The following is a 16,075-nucleotide window of genomic DNA, read 5'->3' as shown; positions in this document are numbered from 1 at the left end:
CCATGAACCGTGACCTTTTACGACAGGTGAGGGAGACGGTGACAGCAACGGACAGGGGCCCGGCGCGGGGCACGGCCGGCGGCCGGCGCCGTACACAGAACGCGTCGATGGCGGACGTCGCGCGGGTGGCCGGCGTCTCCTCGCAGACGGTCTCCCGCGTCGCGAACGGCTTCCCCGGTGTCAACGAGGAGACCCGCGGGCGCGTGCTCGCCGCGATGAAGGAGCTGGGCTACCGGCCCAACAGCGCGGCCAGGGCCCTCAAGCGGGGCGATTTCCGCACCATCGGCGTGATCACCTTCACGCTCGCGACGACGGGCAACGTCCGCACCCTGGAGGCCATCGCGACGTCCGCCGCGCACGAGGGGTACGCGGTGACGCTGCTCCCGGTCGCGGTGCCGACGCAGGACGAGGTGCGCGGCGCGTTCTCCCGCCTCGGCGAGCTCGCGGTCGACGCGGTCATCGTCATCATGGAGGTCCATCTCCTGGACTCCGCACGGCTTTCGCTGCCGCCGCACGTCAAGGTCGTGGTCGCGGACTCCGACGCCGGTGACCGGTACGCGGTGGTGGACACGGACCAGGCGGGCGGCACGCGCGACGCCGTACGCCACCTCCTCGACCTCGGCCACGACACGGTCTGGCACCTCGCGGGCCCCGACGAGTCGTACGCGGCGCAGCGCCGAACGGACGCGTGGCGTACGGCACTTGAGGAGGCGGGCCGCACGCCGCCCCCGCTCGTCCGGGGCGACTGGTCGGCGGAGTCCGGCTACCGGGCGGGCCTGGAACTTGCGGGGCACCCCGACTGCACAGCGGTGTTCGCGGCCAACGACCAGATGGCGCTCGGCCTGCTGCGCGCCCTGAACGAGCGCGGCCGCCGCGTCCCCGAGGACGTCTCGGTGATCGGCTTCGACGACATCCCGGAATCCGGCTCGTTCCTCCCCCCGCTCACCACGGTCCACCAGGACTTCGCGGAGGTCGGCCGCCGCTGCGTCGAGAGCGCCCTGCGGCAGGTGCGGGAGAGCGAGGAGGAGCGGGGGACGACGCTGGTGCCGACGCGGCTGGTGGTGCGGGAGAGTACGGGTCCGGTGCCGCGCGGCTGAGGGCGCGTCCCTCAGCCGTTCGCGACCCCGTACATGATCCAGATCAGGAACCCGACGAGCAGCAGCCACCCGATCCAGGAGTGGCTCTGCGGCGGGCCGGGGGGCTCTTCGTGGCCGCTCCGCGCCCTTCCGCCGCGCAGACGTCCTGGATCGTGACGAGGCCGCGGGGCCCGGCGCCCTTCACCCGGGCGATCCCGAAGTCGGTGAGCAGGATGTCGCCGCGGTCGGTCGTCATCGCGTTGGCCGGCTTGACGTCGCGGTGGACGATGCCCGCGGCGTGCGCGGCCTCCAGCGCGGACAGCAGGCAGCGCGCCGCGCTGATCGCCTCCGCCGGCGTCAACGGCCCCCGGTCCGCGAGGCGTTGGGCCATCGACCGGCCCTGGACGAGTCGCATCACCATCCACGGCCGGTCGTCCTCGGTGACCAGGTCGTACACGGGCACGATGTGCGGATGCTCGCGCAGCGAGGCCGCGTCACGGGCCTCCCGCCGGGCCCGCGCCGGGCGGGAGGCCCGCTCCTGGGGCCAGTCCGAGTCCGGCAGATGCACCTCTTTGACGGCGACCCCGGCACCGAGTTCAAGGTCGCGGGCGCGCCGGACGACTCCGAAGCCGCCCCGCCCCAGCGCCTCGTCCAGGCGGTACCGTCCACCGATGACCGCGCCCGGTATCGCCTCGCGCACCACCGTCACCCCCGATGTCGACCACGCCGTCCACGGGGGAATGACGAGTCGCGCGGCGTGCGGGAAACGTCCGCCGCCGCACACCTTCACATCTGGTGCGGCCCTCAGACCGTGACGCCGAGCCCTTCGATGACCACGGCCCCCGGCAGCTCGGCCAGTGCCTTGCCCGGGACGATGAGCTTGCCGCGCCGGGTGCCGCTGCCGATGAGGACGTACGGCAGGTCGGCGACGGCCGCGTCGACGAGGACCGGCCAGGCGGCGGGCAGTCCGATCGGGGTGACGCCGCCGTACTCCATGCCGGTCTCGCCGATCGCGGTGTCCATGGAGGCGAACGAGACCTTGCGGGCGCCGAGTTGGCGGCGCACGGTGCCGTTCACGTCGACCTTCGTCGTGGACAGGACGACGCACGCGGCGAGGGTCGACTCGCCGCCGCGCTTGCCCGCGACGACCACGCAGTTCGCCGACTGGGCGAGGAGTTCGGGCCCGTAGTGCTCGACGAACGTGGCGGTGTCGGCCCACTGCGGGTCGGTGTCGACATGGATCAGGTCCTGCGCGGGCACCGAGCCGCTCCACTGCCGTACGGCGTCCGCGACGGGGCGGGTGAGCAGGTCGAGGGCTTCGGGGGCCGGGAGGACGTGGTCGAAGGAGCCGATGGGTGCGCGCATGGCGGCACGCTAACAGCCGCCGTGCGTACGGGTTCCGGGTGTCTCAGCGTTCGAACGGCACCGAGACGGCCATGACCATCGCGCAGGGCGCGTCGCCGTCGTTGCGGTACTCGTGCGGCACGTCCGCCTCGAACGTGACGCTCGCGCCCTCGGGTACGCGGTGGACGGCGCCGTCCACGACGAGGGTCAGCTCCCCCGCGGTGACGTGGAGGAGTTCGACGGTGCCCTGGGGGTGCGCGTCGGATCCGGTCCCCTCGCCGGGCTTGAGGTACCAGTCCCACATCTCGAGGGGGCCCGGCGCCTCGGTTCCGGCGAGGAGGCGGTGGTAGCTGCCGGCGTCCGTGGACCACAGGCGGACGGCCTGTTCCGCGGGCACGATCCGCACCTTCGGGCCCTGTTCGTAGTCGAGCAGGGTGGTGATGCTGACGCCGAGCGCGTCGCCGATCTTGACGACGGTGCCGATGCTCGGGTTGGTGCGGGCCTGCTCGATCTGGATGAGCATGCCGCGGCTGACGCCGGCCCGGGTCGCGAGGGCGTCGAGGGTGAAGCCGCGCTCCGAGCGCCAGTGCTTGACGTTCCGGGCGAGGGACTGGGTCAGGAGGTCGAGTTCCGGCACATTCCGTCCAGGGTGTGTCTGAGTGGGCCCGGGTCCGACCCGGGCAGGCCTGAGGGAGTCCAATATTTTGGATGACAGCGATCAATGCAGTGAACTACGGTGTGCTGCACCCTGATGTTCAGCAAACTGTACTGCGAGGCCCGTCATGACAGCACTCTTCGCCCTGGCCACCAGCCTCCTGTGGGGCCTGGCCGACTTCGGCGGCGGGCTGCTGACGCGACGCGTCCCCGCCCTGACGGTCGTGGTCGTCTCGCAGTCCGTCGCGACGGTCGTGCTCGGCGCGATCGTCGTCGCGACGGGCGGATGGAGCGAGGCGGGCCCGCAGTTGTGGTTCGCGGTCGGCGCGGGCGTGGTGGGCCCCGTCGCCATGCTGGCGTTCTACAAGGCGCTCGCGCTCGGCCCGATGGGCGTCGTCTCCCCGCTCGGCTCGCTCGGCGTCGCCGTGCCGGTCGGCGTCGGACTGGTCCTCGGCGAGCGCCCCGGGCTGCTCCAGTTCGCGGGCATCCTGGTCGCGGTCGCGGGGGTCGTGCTCGCGGGCGGGCCGCAGTTGCGGGGCGCGCCGGTGCAGCGCCAGGCGGTGCTGCTCACGTTGCTCGCCGCGTTCGGTTTCGGCGCGGTGATGGCCCTGATCGCGGAGGCGTCGACGACGCTCACCGGACTCTTCCTCGCGCTGTTCGTGCAGCGCGTGACGAACGTGGCGGCGGGCGGCGCCGCGCTGTTCGTCTCCGCGAAGCGCGGCGGCCCGGTCCTGCCGGAGCAGGGCGGCTGGTCCGCCATCCGCGCCGGCCTGCCCGCGCTCGCTTTCGTGGGCCTGGCGGACGTGGCGGCCAACGGCACGTACTCGCTGGCCGCGCAGCGGGGCCCGGTGACGGTCGCGGCGGTCCTCGCGTCCTTGTACCCGGTGATCACGGCCCTGGCGGCCCGCGGCATCCTGCACGAACGGCTGCGCGGGGTGCAGGCGGCGGGGGCGGGGCTCGCGCTGGTGGGGACGGTGCTGCTGGCGACGGGGTGACGGGCCCATGGTGCGGCCGCCCACTGCCCGGCAGGACACGGGCCACCGCCCCCTCCGGGGAGCCGCCGACCGCCCCGCGGGCAACGACCGCGCCGGACACGGCCACTGCCACAACCGGGCCCCGCCGTACAGCAGACGGGACTTGAGACGGTCGCCGCGCACCGCACGACGTGCCCACGGCAGCACCCGGCGCCCTCTGCGGCCGCGCCTCAAGCGTCGAGCTCCTGCCTTACAAGCAGGATGCCCACGCGACCGAAGCCCCCGTCAGACCCGGTACCGCCGCAGCGCCGGCACCGCGCACGCCAGGACCAGCATCGACGCCACGACGAGTACCCCGCCCCCGACCACCGCCGTACGCGGCCCGAACGCCGAGCCCGCCGCGCCGTGCAGGACGTCGGCCAGGCGCGGGCCGCCCGCGACGACCACCGTGAACACGCCCTGCATGCGGCCGCGCATCTCGTCCGTCGCCGCCGACAGGAGGATCGCCCCGCGGAACACCATCGAGACCATGTCCGCGACGCCGGCCACCGCAAGGAACACCACGGCGAGCCAGAGACTGCCGCTCAGGCCGAACCCCGCGATGGCCGCGCCCCACGCGACGACCGCGCCGATCACCATCCACCCGTGCCGCCGCGCCCGCGAGAACGTGCCGGAGAACAGACCGCCGACCACCGCCCCGATCGGGATCGCCGCGAACAGCAGACCGAGGGCGAGCCCTTCCCCGTACGGCGCGTAGGTCTCGGCGGCGAGCTGCGGGAACAGGGCGCGGGGCATGCCGAACACCATCGCGATGATGTCGGCGAGGAAGGAAAGGAGCAGCACCTTGTGCGCGGAGATGTAGCGGAACCCGGCCGCGATCTCGCGCACGCCCGCCCGTCGCTTGACGCTCGCGTCCAACGGGGGCAGCGACGGCAGCCGGTACACGGCCCACACCGTGACGCACAGGGCCAGCGCGTCGATGAGGTACAGCTCGGGCAGCCCGATGACGGGGATGAGGACACCCGCGAGCAGCGGGCCGACGACCTGCCCGGTCTGCATGACGGTCGAGCCGAGCGCGTTGGCCGCGGCGAGTTCGCCGGCGGGCACGAGCCGGGCGATGGAGGCGTTGCGCGCCGGCGCGTTGAGCCCCCAGAACGCCTGTTGCACGGCGAGCAGCACCATCAGGACGGCCACCGAGTCGAACCCCGCGACCGCCTGGATCCAGAACAGGACCGAGGTCGCCGCGATGCCGCAGTTGGTGATGAGGAGCAGCTTGCGGCGGTCCATGCTGTCGGCGACGGCCCCGCCCCACAGCGCGAAGACGATCAGTGGCAGCAGCCCCGCCATGCTCGCGGCGCCGACCCAGGCCGACGACCCCGTGATGTCGAAGATCTGCTTCGGTACGGCGACGGCCGTGAGCTGACTGCCGACGGCCGTGACGATCGTCGAGGACCACAGGCGCCGGTACGCGGGGATGCGCAGCGGCCGGGTGTCCATCGCGAACCGGCGCCAGCCGCGCCGGACCTGCGGCGCTTCGGGCGGTCCCGCGGCCGTCCCCGGCCCGGTCCCTCTGGTCTTGTCGCTGCTGTCCACGGACTTCCCGGCTGCTCCGAGCGGCCACCCTGGGTGGCCTCTACATCTTCTTCTGCGGGGTTCACTATCGCAGCAACCCCTGTGTCCGTGGCAGCCCGCCCGCCTCACGCCCCGGCGACCAGCAGCGCGCCCATCGCGATCATCGTGACGGCGACCAGACCGTCGAGCACCCGCCAGGCGCCGGGCCGCGCCAGGAACCGGCCGAGCAGTCGCGCGCCGAAGCCGAGCGCCGCGAACCAGCACAGGCTGGCGAACGCGGCACCGAGCCCGAACGTCCAGCGCAGCGACCCCTGGTGCGCGGCGATGGACCCGAGCAGGAACACGGTGTCGAGGTACACGTGCGGGTTGAGCCAGGTCATCGCCAGGCAGGTGAGCACCGCCCGGCGCCGCGACCCCGCCGACGCCCCCTCCGTGGCCAGGGACCCGCCCGGCCTGAGCACCCGCCGCGCGGCGAGCGCCCCGTAGCAGAGCAGGAACGCCCCGCCGATCCAGCCCACCGCGGTGATCGCCCCCGGCCATGCGACCACCACCGCCCCCACCCCGCCCACGCCGAGCGCGATGAGCAGCGCGTCGGACAGGGCGCAGATGCCGACGACGGCGAGGACGGACTGGCGGCGCACGCCCTGGCGCAGGACGAAGGCGTTCTGGGCGCCGATGGCGACGATGAGCGAGAGGCCGGTGCCGAATCCTGCGGCAGCGGCGGCGAGTGAAGCGGTCATGGGATCGACGATACGAAGACGATCACTGCACGTACAGCTAAAGATTTTTACGTAGCATTAGCACTCGTGATGATTCCTGAGCTCCCACTCGACCAGGTCCGCACGCTGCTCGCGGTGGTGGACGAGGGCACGTTCGACGCGGCCGCCGCCGCGCTGCACGTGACGCCGTCCGCCGTCAGCCAGCGGGTGAAGGCCCTGGAGCAGCGCACGGGCCGGGTCCTCCTCGTCCGTACGAAGCCGGTCCGCACGACCGAGTCCGGTGAGGTCGTCGTCCGGTTCGCCCGCCAGCTGGCCCGGCTGGAGCAGGACGCGTACGCCGAGCTGGGCCTGAGCACCGACGACGGTCCGACCCGGGTGTCGGTCGCGGTGAACGCGGACTCCCTGGCGACCTGGTTCCTGGCCGCGCTGACCCGCGTACCGGACCGTCCGCGGATCTGTTTCGAGCTGCGCCGCGAGGACGAGACACGTACGGCGACGCTGCTGCGGGACGGCCGGGTGATGGCCGCGGTGACGTCGTCACCGGAGCCGGTGGCGGGGTGTTCGGTGCGCGCGCTCGGCAAACTGCGCTATCTCGCCGCGGCCGGCCCCGCGTTCGTGGAACGGCATCTCGACGGCCCCCTGGCGCAGGCACTCCCGGCGGCGCCGGTCGTCACGTTCGACCGCAGCGACGATCATCAGGACGCGTTCGTACGGGAGTTGACGCGCGGCCGCAGCGGCGCGAGCGCGGTGCGGCACGCCGTCCCGACGTCCGAGGGGTTCGTGGAGTCCGTGGCCCTCGGCCTCGGCTGGGGCATGGTGCCCGAGACCCAGGCGGAGCCGCTGCTGCGCGCGGGCCGCCTCGTCGAACTGGCACCCGGCCGCCCCGTCGACGTGCCCCTGTACTGGCAGCAGTGGAAGCTCGACTCCCCCGCCCTGGCCGCCGTGGCCGACGTGGTCCTCGACGCCGCGGCCGAAGCACTGCGCGCTTAGGCGCCTTCCTCCAACTCGGCGAGCGCGAGGAGCTGTTCGGGCGTGATGTCGGACGGGATCGGCTGCGGCGCCGGGGTGCGCAGCGGCGGCTGCCAGCCGGCCTCCGCGTCCCAGGTCCGTACGACCCGGGCCGGCGCGCCCGCCACCACGGCGTGGTCCGGGACCTCGCCGCGCACCACGGCACCGGCCGCGACCACGACGTTCCGTCCGATCCGCGCGCCCGGCAGGATCACCGCACCGGTGCCGATCCAGCACCCGGAACCGATCTCCACGGGCTCCATCCGCGGCCACTGCTTGCCGATGGGCTCGTGCGGATCGTCGTACGAGTGATTGGTGGAGGTGATGTAGACGTACGGCCCCATGTAGACGTCGCCGCCGATCCGCACGGTCGTGTCGGCGATGACATGGCTGCCGCGGCCGATGACGACGCCGTGGCCGATGGTGAGGATCGGGTCGGGGCCGAGGTCGAGGTCGGGCATCAACCCGGCCGTCAGCGTGACCTGTTCGCCGATGATGCAGTGCGCGCCGAGCCGGATCCACGGCGCTCCGAACACGGTGCCCTGGGGGAATGTCAGCTTCGTGCCGTGCCCGATGGCGCCGAACCGGTGCCCGCCCGGCTGCTCGGCCGTGACCGCGCCCCTGCGCTGCACCCAGCGCCAGCCGGCCTGCACGACACGATGGGCGAGGGGACCCCGCGCGGACCGCCGGCGGGACGAGAACGCGTTCCAGTTCATCGGCACGGCGCTACGTTACTCATCCGTACCGTCCGCCCCCACCTCGACGGCCTGTGATCTTCACCCCACAGGTACGGTTCGCTCAGGCGCGACGCACGTTCGAGAACACAGGGAGCGACACCCCATGGGAAACACGGCCCACGAGGCACTCGTCACCGGCTTCGGCGGCAAGGAACCGAAGCTGGACGAGACGGCGTTCGCGGCGCCGACGTCCGCGCTGATCGGCGACGTCACGCTGCACCCGGGCGCGAGCGTCTGGTACGGGGCGGTGCTGCGCGCGGAGTTCGAGCCGATCGTGCTCGGCCCCGACAGCAACATCCAGGACAACTGCACGGTGCACGTCGACGCCGGGTTCCCGGTGACGATCGGCGAGCGCGTCTCGGTCGGCCACAACGCGGTCCTGCACGGCTGCACGGTCGAGGACGACTGCCTGATCGGCATGGGCGCGACGGTCCTCAACGGCGCGGTCATCGGCGTCGGCTCCCTGGTCGCGGCCCAGGCCCTGGTCCCCCAGGGCATGGTGGTCCCGCCCGGTTCCCTGGTCGCAGGCGTCCCCGCCAAGGTCAAGCGCGAACTGACCCAGGAGGAACGCGAGGGCGTGACCCTGAACGGCACGGTGTACGTGGAGCTGGCTAAGGCTCACAAGAGGGAGTGCGCCCCGTAGGGGCGCGGGGAACTGCGCGACCAGCCACGACGGCGCCGCAGCCGCGAACGAACGGGACGCCACAACGGCGACTAGGCGAGAAGCGGGGGCGGCGCCCTCACTCCCCCGCTGCAACAGGCTCCGGCTCCGCCGCAGCGCCATGCTCCGCCGCAACCTTCGCCGCCCGCCGCTTCACGAGCAGCATCGACGCGAGCCCGATCAGCACAGCCGCCCCGAGCCCCACGTACGAGAACCGCTTCAGCCAGTCCTCGGCGACGACACCCACGTAGTAGATGACGGCGGTCGTGCCACCGGCCCAGACGACGCCGCCGAGGAAGTTGGCGATGAGGAACTTCCAGTACGGCATGTGCAGCACACCCGCGAGCGGCCCCGCGAAGATCCGGAGCAGCGCGATGAAGCGACCGAAGAAGACGGCCCACATGCCCCACTTCTCGAAGGACCGCTCGGCCGTGGCGATGTGCGCGGGCCCGAAGTGCTTGGGGAACTTGCGCCCCAGTTTCGCGAGGAGCGGCCGCCCGCCCTTGCGCCCGATCGCGTATCCGATGGAGTCACCGATGACGGCGCCCGCGGTCGCGCAGACCCCGAGCACGATCGGGTTCACGTCGCCGTGCTGCGACGACAGCAGCGCGGCGGAGACGAGCACGATCTCGCCGGGCAGCGGAATGCCCAGGCTTTCGAGCCCGATGACACCCGCCACCAGGGCATAGATGGCGACCGCCGGAATCGTGTCGAGCCACTCCTGGACGTGCAACGCGGTCGCCTCCCGTACCGAAAATCCGTGTGCCCGGCGTGCGCTCCCCCTCTGCGCGCGCACGCCGGGCAGCCTACCTGCTCCCTAAGACGCAGCCGAGTCCCACAAGGTGCAGTGGTGGTCCCGGTGAACGCTTGAGGAGACTGTGATCCCGCCCACGGAGGCGGTCTTCAGGGACAGCACGCGGCCGGGCCGCGTCCGCTGGTCCGGCATGGCGGGCGCCCCGTCGGCCCGCGGCGCCGAGCCCCGTACGAACGCCCCCCAGTACTGCACCATCCGCCGTGCGAGGACACGCTGCTCGGCGTCGAGCGGCGCGGCAAGGCCGAAGTGCTTGAAGAGGTACTGCACCTCGTTCACATGGGTGGCCCCGAAGTCGAACGTCCTGCCCGCCTCGCGGATCGACGCGAAGGGCGGCGAGGTCCGGTCGGCGAACTCGTACGCGTAGACGGGCGACCCGCCGCGCGCGAGCCGCTCGTTCAGGCGCAGGGCGGAACAGGCCATGAGCCGGTCCCCGACGGCGGCGGCGTACGCGTATGCAGGGGACGAGTACTCACTCAACGGGTACTCCTTCAACGCCCGCCGCCCGGCTTCCTCACCGAAGGCATCGGCCAGGGCCTGCGGGTAGGCCGACGCCGTGAGCGGCCTGCCCTGCCCGTCGTACGCGCCATAGGCGAAGAGCCGGCCCTCGTCCCGGTTGGCGCCGTTCAGCACCGGTACGCGGGCGGAGCGGCCCGCGGCGATCGCCGTGGCGGGCTGCTCCGGCAGGAAGGCGCCGCCGACGACCGGGCTCCAGTCGAAGCCGCCCTGTGCGTCGAGGATCTCCTTCGCCGGCTTCCCCCGCAGACAGCCGACGACGCCCCCGGCCGCTTCCCCGCAGCCGAGCCTCTGCGCGAACGCCGCCCCGGCGGCGACCGCCTCGCGGTGCTCGCGCGCCGCGCAGTCCCCGTACGCGCCCGACTCGACGATCCCGGCCCGGAACAGGCCGCGTCCGGTCGGCGACGCGAGCTGGGTGCACACGGAGCGGCCGCCCGCGGACTCGCCCGCGATGGTGACGCGGGACGGGTCGCCGCCGAAGCGGGCGATGTTGGCGCGCACCCAGCGCAGCGCAAGCTGCTGGTCCTGGAGGCCGAAGTTGCCGGACACGCCGTCGGAGACCTCGTCGTCGAGCCCGGCCGCGGCGAGGAAACCCATCGCTCCCAGGCGGTAGTTGACGCTCACGACGACCGTGCCCGTGGTCCGGGCGAAGGTGTCGGGCACGATGTCGGCTCCGGCGCCCGCGGTCAGACCGCCGCCGTGCAGCCAGACCATGACCGGGCGTCCGGCGGTGCCGTCGGGTGCGTACACGTTGAGCGACAGGCAGTCCTCGGTGTACGTCGGGTCCTCGTAGCCCGGGTCCCAACTCGACGTCTGTACACACCTGTTGCCGAAGCCCTTCGCGTCGCGGACCCCGCGCCAGGCCCGGGCCGGGCGCGGTTCCTTCCAGCGCAGCGCGCCGACGGGCGGCCGGGCGTACGGGATGCCGAGGAACTGCCGCCCCTCGTCGGTGAGTTGGCCACGCACCCAGCCGGTGCCGGTGTGCACGAGGGTGCCGCCGGACCCGGCGGCGTGGGCGCCGGCCACCGGGACGAGCCCGGCGGCCAGGGTCACCAGGGCGACGACCGCGCCGCGTATCCGGCGGCGTGTTCGACTGCTCCGCATGTCAGTTGCCTCCCTCGTGGGCGCGGCCCTTGCCCGTCACGACGACGTCATCGCGCAGCTTCGGGTCGCGCGAGGAGGAGCCGACCAGGACGGTGCGGCGGCCGGTGCCGAGGACGAGGGCGTGCCGGGCGGTGTCCCAGGAGGAGAGGGTGTCGCGGGCGACGCGGACGGTGACGCGCCGCCGCTCCCCCGCACCGAGCACGAGCCGCCGGTATCCGCCCAACACCTGGACGGCCTGGTCGAGTTGGAGGTCGGGCGACCTGCCGATGTAGACCTGCGCGACCTCGACGCCGGCCCGGCGACCGGTGTTGCGGACGGTGAAGCCGACGTCGAGGCCGTGCCCGGTCCAGCGCACCGCGAGGTTCTCGTACGCGAACGACGTGTAGGACAGGCCGTGCCCGAACGGGAACAGCGGCTTCACGCCCTGCGCGTCGTACCAGCGGTACCCGAGGTGGATGCCCTCCGAGTACTCCTCGACGCCGTTCACCCCCGGGTAGCGGCGCGGGTCGCCGGACATCGGGTGGGCGTCCTCGGACACCGGGAAGGACTGGGTGAGGCGGCCGCCGGGGTCGCAGTCCCCGTACAGGACGGCGGCGGTGGCGGCCGCGCCCTCCTGCCCGGGGTAGTACATCTGGAGCACGGCGCCGACCCGGTCCAGCCACGGCATGGTGATCGCGGACGAGGTGTTGAGGACCACGGTCGTCCGGGGGTTGGCGGCGGCGACCGCGGAGATCAGTGCCTCCTGGTGGCCGGGCAGCGCGAGGGAGGTGCGGTCCATGCCCTCGGTCGCGTCCTCGTACGCGAAGAGCACGACACTGTGCGCGGCCTTGGCGGCGCGCACGGCCTCGGCGACGTCGGCGGCCCGCGTCGCACCCGTCACGCGGCGCAGCCGGAACGTCTGGCCCTCGTCCCCGCCCTTCGCCGTGATCTGCACCCGGTGCGAACCGGCCGCCAGGTGAAGGGACGTGCGGCGCACCGCGAGCCCGTCGGGTGCGGCGGAGAGCAGGCCGCCGGTGAAGTACTCGCCGAAACCGGGAGCGACGGGGAAGAGTTCGGTGCCGTCGAGCAGGACCGTGGGCCGGTCGCCGGAATAGTGGATGACGAACGTCCAGTCATCGGCCTCGCCGACGGTGAGCGTCCCGTCGTACGACCAGGTCCGCCCGGGCCCGACCTCGCACTCCTCCAGATCGACGGCCGGCGCGAGGGCCCCCTTCGGCAGGGCCTTGCCGTAGATGTCCTCGCCGAGCGCGTACGTGACGCGGGCGCCGCGTCCCGCGCGGGCGGTGAGCCCGTCGTACGGTCCTTCGGCGCGGTCGGGGATCACATGGGCGCTGCCGCCGCCGCTGACGAAGGGGTAGCGGCCGGTCGGGCCGACCACGGCGAGGGAGTCGGAGGGACGCAGGGGCAGCGTGCCGCCCTCGTTGCGCAGCAGGGTGGCGCCGGCCTTGGCGACGTCGAGGGCGACGGCGGCGCCGGCGCGCGGGTCGCGCGCCGGCCGCGGAGGGACCTTCTCGGCGAGCAGCCCGAACCGCTCCATCACGACGAGGATGCGGCGCACCGCCCGGTCGACGTGCGCCTCGGGGACGGTGCCGTCCTGTACGGCCTTCTTGAGCGCGGCGCCGAAGGCGATCTCGCCGGGCATCTCCATGTCGAGCCCGGCGGTGATCCCGGTGACGGTGCCGTGCGCGGCGAACCAGTCGGTCATGACCCAACCGGTGAAGTGCCACTGGTCGCGCAGCAGGTCGGTGAGGAGCGCCTTGTTCTCGCAGGCGAAGGTGCCGTTGACCTTGTTGTACGCGCCCATGACCGATCCGGCGCCGGCCTTCACCGCCGCCTCGAAGCCGCGCAGCTCCAGCTCGTGCATGGTCTGCTCGTCGGCCCGCACGTCGATCGACATGCGGTCCTTCTCCTGGTTGTTCAGCGCGAAGTGCTTGACGGTGGCGATGAGTCCCTCGCCCTGGACGCCCTTGATCTCCTCGGCGACCAGGTCGGAGGCGAGCAGCGGGTCCTCGGAGAACGTCTCGAAGTTGCGGCCCGCGTAGGGGGTGCGGATGAGGTTCACCATCGGGGAGAGCAGCACGTCCTGGCCGAGGGCGCGGCCCTCGCGGCCGATGACCTGCCCGTAGCGGCGGGCGAGTTCGGGGTCGAAGGCGGAGGCGAGCAGGACGGGCGCGGGCAGCGCGGTGGCGCGGGCGGTGACGCGGACACCGGCCGGGCCGTCGGCGAGACGCAGCGGCGGGATGCCGAGGCGGGGCACGCCGGGGATGTAGCCGGCCTGGCCGAGGTCGTGCGGGTCGGAGCCGCCGTGCAGGAAGGTGAGTTTCTCGTCGAGGGTGAGCCGGGCGATCAGCGACTCGATCCGGCGACCCGCACCGCGCCCGCCGCGGTCCTGTGCCGCCGCGCGGGCGGGGGCCGGGAGGCCGGAGGTGGCGGCCGCGGCGACCGCGATCGCGCCGCCCATCCGCCGCAGAGCCGTTCTTCTGGAGATGCCGTCGGACATGGGCTGTCACTCCTCTTCGCGTTCGACGCGGGAACGCGCCATGCGACAAACCGGACTTGACACACCGTTGGACACTGCGTGACCGAGCCCGGAAACTATGACGCCTGGTGACTCGTGTCAATGGAGCGAACGCGGACGGTACGCAAAGAGCCCCGAACGCCGATGGCGTTCGGGGCCCGGACAGCGTTGCTCCGGTCGGCTGCCGCTCAGCCGTTGGGCCGCAGGGTCCAGATGACGGTCATCTCCCCGGTCACGGCGCCGTCGCCGCGGCGGATCTCGATGCCCACCGGGAACTCCGGCCGCTCCCCCGCGTCCAGCTCGGCGACCACGTCGGCGACGGGACGCCCGAGCGTCGCCGTGGCGGTGACGGGTCCCATCGCGAGCTTCTTGTACGCGATCTCGGCACTGACGGCCAGCGGCACGGCCCGTGACAGCTGCTCCCCGAAGGCGGCCAGCACGATGGCCCCGCTCGCGGACTCCCCCAGCGTGAACATGGCGCCGGCGTGCGGCCCGCCCACGTGGTTGTGGTAGTCGGCCTGATCCGGCAGCGCGACGACCGCCTTCTCCGCGGTGGTCTCGACGAACTCCAGGTTCAGGGTGCGGGCCATCGGCACCGTGGCGGCGAGCATCTCGCCGATGGACATCTGATCTGCGCTCATGGCCGCATGTTACCTACGAGTAGCATCCTGGGTCCATGCCCTCCGGCAGCGGGTCCGTCACAGGCGCCGAGGCGGGGCGCGCCCGGCCTCAACTCCGCCCGTACGGGCGGGGCTTGCCGTACCGGACGAGCTTGACGATCACGCACGGCCGATGATCACCTGCACCTGACCACTCCCCAGCAATCAGGAGTTTCCGTGCGTACCTTCGGTTATGCCGCTTTTGCCGCCATCCTGGCCCTTTCCTCCGCGTTCCTCTCCGCGACCGCGGCGTCGGCCGCGCCCTCGGCCGCTTCGGCGCCCCTGCGCTGCCAGGCCGTGACCACGTACTGGAAGGTCGGGTCGAAGGGGGCCGTCGTGCACACCGCGCCGTCGGGGGGTTCCTCGGTCGTCACGCGACTCGGCGCCAACACCAAGGTGACCAGCCCGGTCCACTGCACGAACTCCGCCGGCAGCGTCTGGTACTGCGTCGACCGCCAGTACTGCGACATCGAGGCGGGCGACCGCGGCTCGTGGGTCTGGAGCAGCTACCTCGTCAAGCCCTGACACGTCCGGTGGGGCACGTCGGCCGCGCGCGCACGGGAGGCCGCGCGTCCGGCGGGACCGCTGTTGCACGTCCGATACAGGGCGGCGACCTCAGCAGGCCCAGGACCCTCTATCGTTATCGGCCATGTGGCCAGGACAGCAGCCGCCCGGGGGCGAGCAGAACCCGCAGGACCCGAACAACCCCAACTACCCGCACAATCCGAGCACTCCGCCGACGCCGAACCCGTACCAGCAGCCGGGGTACCAGGCGACGCCGAACCCCTATCAGCAGCCGGGGGTCCAGCAGCAGCCGAACCCGTACCAGCAGCAGCCGGGGTGGCAGGCGCCGACGACTCCGCTCGGCCCGCCGCAGGCTCCGCAGGGCGGTGGTGGCGGTGGCAACAACACGAAGATCGTCGCCATCGTCGCGGCGGCGGCCGTCGTGATCGCGGCCGGGGTGACCGGGTTCCTGGTGCTGGGCGGGGACAAGGACGACGACGCCAAGGGCGGTGGCGAGAAGTCGCCGTCCGCGCAGCAGTCCGCGTCCAAGGACCCGAGCCCGAGCGCGTCCGGGGGCGACAACCCGCGCGGCGAGGGCGCCGCCGTCAAGCCCGTGGTCGCGGGCTGGCAGCCGGTCGTGAACACCAAGTTCAAGACGGTCTTCGACGTGCCGCCGGGGTGGGAGGTCAGCGCGTCCGGGGCCGATCAGTCCGTCGGCTTCGAGTACAAGTACAAGGGCGAGTCCGAGCAGACCACCGTCACGGGTCCCGCGTTCCTCCAGTCCAAGTGGTGCACCGAGGACTCCGACAAGGACGGGCGCGACGAGGAGACCTCGCTCGCCGGCGTCGGCACCCGTGGGGAGGACGGCGCCAAGACGGCCGCCCAGGCGGCCGAGAGCCGGGTGCCCACCTGGATCTACGGCGGCTACACCGAACCGGACACCAAGTCCATGAAGGTGGGCAAGGCCGAGACGTTCACCAACGGCCAGGGCATCGAGGGCAGCCTCATCAAGGCGCACTCCGAAGGCAACCCCAACAAGGGCAAGTGCGACAGCGAGGGCAAGGCCGTCGTGTTCGCCTTCCAGAACGAGGACAAGGACTTCGTGTCCTGGGACCTGTGGGCCGCCAAGGGCGTCAAGAGCGAGCTGTCCGACGCGACCATCGAGAAGATCCTCAACTCGGTGCGCTACTACAAGGATCCGACCGCTTCGTGATCCGG

General features: G+C 72.6%; 16 protein-coding genes. 6 read left to right on the top strand and 10 right to left on the bottom strand.

What is annotated here, in order from left to right:
- Positions 1–38: 38 nt before the first annotated feature.
- Entirely contained in the window at positions 39–1,097 is a 1,059-nt protein-coding gene (locus AB0L37_RS17170) for a LacI family DNA-binding transcriptional regulator (RefSeq protein WP_365505270.1), read from the top strand.
- Between the two features lie 43 nt (positions 1,098–1,140).
- On the opposite strand, the gene AB0L37_RS17165 is transcribed toward AB0L37_RS17170, so the two are convergent.
- The 3 genes from AB0L37_RS17165 to AB0L37_RS17155 all read right to left on the bottom strand — a co-directional run bounded on the left by AB0L37_RS17165 (position 1,141) and on the right by AB0L37_RS17155 (position 3,057).
- Positions 1,141–1,776, bottom strand: coding sequence for a serine/threonine-protein kinase (locus tag AB0L37_RS17165; RefSeq protein ID WP_365505268.1), 636 nt, complete (start codon positions 1,774–1,776; stop codon positions 1,141–1,143).
- Between the two features lie 104 nt (positions 1,777–1,880).
- The gene (locus AB0L37_RS17160; RefSeq protein ID WP_365505266.1) at positions 1,881–2,441 is read right to left on the bottom strand and encodes a YbaK/EbsC family protein; all 561 of its coding nucleotides are present in this window, start codon (positions 2,439–2,441) and stop codon (positions 1,881–1,883) included.
- Positions 2,442–2,484: 43 nt separating this feature from the next.
- A complete protein-coding gene (locus AB0L37_RS17155) occupies positions 2,485–3,057 on the bottom strand; it encodes an XRE family transcriptional regulator (protein WP_365505264.1) in 573 nt (190 codons plus the stop codon).
- Positions 3,058–3,202: 145 nt separating this feature from the next.
- Here AB0L37_RS17155 and AB0L37_RS17150 point away from each other — a divergent pair, with 145 nt between their 5' ends.
- Positions 3,203–4,069, top strand: a complete 867-nt coding sequence (locus AB0L37_RS17150; RefSeq protein WP_365505262.1) for a DMT family transporter — start codon at positions 3,203–3,205, stop codon at positions 4,067–4,069.
- Positions 4,070–4,333: 264 nt separating this feature from the next.
- Here the strand turns inward: AB0L37_RS17150 and AB0L37_RS17145 are convergent, their stop codons facing one another.
- A complete protein-coding gene (locus AB0L37_RS17145) occupies positions 4,334–5,641 on the bottom strand; it encodes an MFS transporter (protein ID WP_365505260.1) in 1,308 nt (435 codons plus the stop codon).
- A gap of 104 nt (positions 5,642–5,745) precedes the next feature.
- Positions 5,746–6,360, bottom strand: a complete 615-nt coding sequence (locus AB0L37_RS17140) for a LysE/ArgO family amino acid transporter (RefSeq protein WP_365505258.1) — start codon at positions 6,358–6,360, stop codon at positions 5,746–5,748.
- A 69-nt stretch (positions 6,361–6,429) separates the two neighbouring features.
- Here AB0L37_RS17140 and AB0L37_RS17135 point away from each other — a divergent pair, with 69 nt between their 5' ends.
- Positions 6,430–7,329, top strand: a complete 900-nt coding sequence (locus AB0L37_RS17135; RefSeq protein ID WP_365505647.1) for a LysR family transcriptional regulator ArgP — start codon at positions 6,430–6,432, stop codon at positions 7,327–7,329.
- Here the strand turns inward: AB0L37_RS17135 and AB0L37_RS17130 are convergent.
- Entirely contained in the window at positions 7,326–8,063 is a 738-nt protein-coding gene (locus tag AB0L37_RS17130; protein ID WP_365505644.1) for an acyltransferase, read from the bottom strand. The genes AB0L37_RS17135 and AB0L37_RS17130 overlap by 4 nt on opposite strands.
- A gap of 124 nt (positions 8,064–8,187) precedes the next feature.
- On the opposite strand from AB0L37_RS17130, the gene AB0L37_RS17125 reads away from it, so the two are divergent.
- Positions 8,188–8,727: a gamma carbonic anhydrase family protein gene (locus AB0L37_RS17125; RefSeq protein WP_365505256.1), complete on the top strand. Its 540-nt coding sequence runs from the start codon at positions 8,188–8,190 to the stop codon at positions 8,725–8,727.
- 97 nt (positions 8,728–8,824) lie between these two features.
- Here the strand turns inward: AB0L37_RS17125 and AB0L37_RS17120 are convergent, their stop codons facing one another.
- The 4 genes from AB0L37_RS17120 to AB0L37_RS17105 all read right to left on the bottom strand — a co-directional run bounded on the left by AB0L37_RS17120 (position 8,825) and on the right by AB0L37_RS17105 (position 14,320).
- Positions 8,825–9,478: a DedA family protein gene (locus AB0L37_RS17120; RefSeq protein ID WP_365505642.1), complete on the bottom strand. Its 654-nt coding sequence runs from the start codon at positions 9,476–9,478 to the stop codon at positions 8,825–8,827.
- Positions 9,479–9,562: 84 nt separating this feature from the next.
- A complete protein-coding gene (locus AB0L37_RS17115; protein WP_365505254.1) occupies positions 9,563–11,176 on the bottom strand; it encodes a carboxylesterase family protein in 1,614 nt (537 codons plus the stop codon).
- 1 nt (position 11,177) lies between these two features.
- Positions 11,178–13,676: a glycoside hydrolase family 3 C-terminal domain-containing protein gene (locus AB0L37_RS17110; protein ID WP_365505252.1), complete on the bottom strand. Its 2,499-nt coding sequence runs from the start codon at positions 13,674–13,676 to the stop codon at positions 11,178–11,180.
- Between the two features lie 206 nt (positions 13,677–13,882).
- Positions 13,883–14,320 carry a DUF4442 domain-containing protein gene (locus AB0L37_RS17105; protein WP_365505639.1) on the bottom strand — a complete coding sequence of 146 codons (438 nt, stop codon included), beginning with the start codon at positions 14,318–14,320 and terminating at the stop codon, positions 13,883–13,885.
- A 210-nt stretch (positions 14,321–14,530) separates the two neighbouring features.
- Between AB0L37_RS17105 and AB0L37_RS17100 the strand changes: the two genes are divergently transcribed.
- Both AB0L37_RS17100 and AB0L37_RS17095 read left to right on the top strand, forming a co-directional pair.
- Positions 14,531–14,878, top strand: a complete 348-nt coding sequence (locus tag AB0L37_RS17100; RefSeq protein WP_365505250.1) for a hypothetical protein — start codon at positions 14,531–14,533, stop codon at positions 14,876–14,878.
- 124 nt (positions 14,879–15,002) lie between these two features.
- On the top strand, positions 15,003–16,070 hold the full coding sequence (locus tag AB0L37_RS17095; RefSeq protein WP_365505248.1) for a hypothetical protein: 1,068 nt from the start codon (positions 15,003–15,005) through the stop codon (positions 16,068–16,070).
- The last annotated feature ends 5 nt before the right edge of the window (positions 16,071–16,075 follow it).

It is taken from the genome of Streptomyces sp. NPDC052225, assembly GCF_040679615.1.
GTDB lineage: Bacteria > Actinomycetota > Actinomycetes > Streptomycetales > Streptomycetaceae > Streptomyces.
The sequence above is the reverse complement of the archived record's forward strand: the minus strand, read 5'-3'. Positions and strand labels throughout refer to the sequence as shown.

Coding starts and splice junctions, on each gene's coding strand:
- AB0L37_RS17105 (WP_365505639.1), bottom strand. CDS start 14,320: ATGTCCATCGGCGAGATGCTCGCCGCCACGGTGCCGATGGCCCGCACC.
- AB0L37_RS17135 (WP_365505647.1), top strand. CDS start 6,430: ATGATTCCTGAGCTCCCACTCGACCAGGTCCGCACGCTGCTCGCGGTG.
- AB0L37_RS17150 (WP_365505262.1), top strand. CDS start 3,203: ATGACAGCACTCTTCGCCCTGGCCACCAGCCTCCTGTGGGGCCTGGCC.
- AB0L37_RS17125 (WP_365505256.1), top strand. CDS start 8,188: ATGGGAAACACGGCCCACGAGGCACTCGTCACCGGCTTCGGCGGCAAG.
- AB0L37_RS17130 (WP_365505644.1), bottom strand. CDS start 8,063: ATGAACTGGAACGCGTTCTCGTCCCGCCGGCGGTCCGCGCGGGGTCCC.
- AB0L37_RS17160 (WP_365505266.1), bottom strand. CDS start 2,441: ATGCGCGCACCCATCGGCTCCTTCGACCACGTCCTCCCGGCCCCCGAA.
- AB0L37_RS17140 (WP_365505258.1), bottom strand. CDS start 6,360: ATGACCGCTTCACTCGCCGCCGCTGCCGCAGGATTCGGCACCGGCCTC.
- AB0L37_RS17110 (WP_365505252.1), bottom strand. CDS start 13,676: ATGTCCGACGGCATCTCCAGAAGAACGGCTCTGCGGCGGATGGGCGGC.
- AB0L37_RS17095 (WP_365505248.1), top strand. CDS start 15,003: ATGTGGCCAGGACAGCAGCCGCCCGGGGGCGAGCAGAACCCGCAGGAC.
- AB0L37_RS17115 (WP_365505254.1), bottom strand. CDS start 11,176: ATGCGGAGCAGTCGAACACGCCGCCGGATACGCGGCGCGGTCGTCGCC.